Annotated in this window: 1 protein-coding gene; it reads right to left on the bottom strand. The window is 51.5% G+C overall.

Translation table 11 applies throughout. The features are described from left to right. Positions 1-72 precede the first annotated feature (72 nt). The gene (locus JUK32_RS06180) at positions 73-747 is read right to left on the bottom strand and encodes a GvpL/GvpF family gas vesicle protein (protein ID WP_239112376.1); all 675 of its coding nucleotides are present in this window, start codon (positions 745-747) and stop codon (positions 73-75) included. Between the last annotated feature and the right edge of the window lie 287 nt (positions 748-1034).

The raw sequence follows: 1034 nt of genomic DNA, 5'->3' as shown, positions 1-1034 counted from the left end.
TCAACCTACCAGTATCGAGAGTTGAGCGGAGTCGAAACTCGGTTCATGGGGATCTTTTTTGCGCGCAAGTCCCTAAGCCGCAAAGTGATAAGGCGGTAGCGGCTCACTGCACACGACTTGCCAGGTGGTCAGCTGTTCCTGCCAAGCATTTACCAACTGTTGGGCGGCGTTGGTATCGCGTGATAACAGCACATGCAGGCGCTCTTCATTGTCCTGGGAGGCGCTGCGCACGATTGGAATATCTTGCGTGGCCAAATCGGCCAAGAAATTTTGTAACTCGTCGGCTTGTTGATTGATGGCGGCAGTGTGATCTTGCAAGCGCTGCTTTTTCGCTAAAAAGTACTCGCGCCCTTTGAGGTCACTGGCGATCTCTGGCAACTCTAGCGGCTGCGGCATGAGTTTGACCAGATATTCCGCCCGGCCTTGCAGGTGACTGAGCTTTTGCTGATAAGTCTCGCCTTGGGCTTCGAGAAAGGTGATGACAGAATCAATGTCGTTAAATTGGGTGCCAAACCGGAGTGGCAAAAGTGGGTGATGGATAAACAAATGGCCCAAAATGCGATCGTGGGCCAACACCGCCGCCATCAACTGCGTATCGTCTGCTTGAATTTGAACAATATCGACATCTCGCTCGATCACTGCCCCCAATAGCCCTACCGTGAGCACTTCTACCGGAGCCGTGCCAATGCCTTCCGGGAGGTTTTCGGCCACGGTCGAACTCGGGCAGAGAGCATAGAGATAGATCATAGACAAACAGGCGAAGACGGTATAACAGCGTCAGATTGACATCACGACTGACCCAAAATTACAGGTATTTTGAGCCCCTTGTGTTGAGACTGACACACAACGTCAGAACCATTATTAGATTCAGGGGGGACATGACACCCAAAAACCCAGTCGGAGTTGATGCGGCGCTCGGGACATTTAGGCAATATCGAGTACTAAGGGATCTGCAATTAAATAAAGTACCCGTTCAATCCGGTTTCGACTTCGCTCAACCTACCAGTATCGAGAGTTGAGCGGAGTCGAAACTC

It is taken from the genome of Halomicronema sp. CCY15110 (assembly GCF_016888165.1).
Taxonomy (GTDB): domain Bacteria; phylum Cyanobacteriota; class Cyanobacteriia; order Phormidesmidales; family Phormidesmidaceae; genus Halomicronema.
Note: the sequence above shows the minus strand (reverse complement) of the source record. Positions and strands in the feature narration are given on the sequence as shown.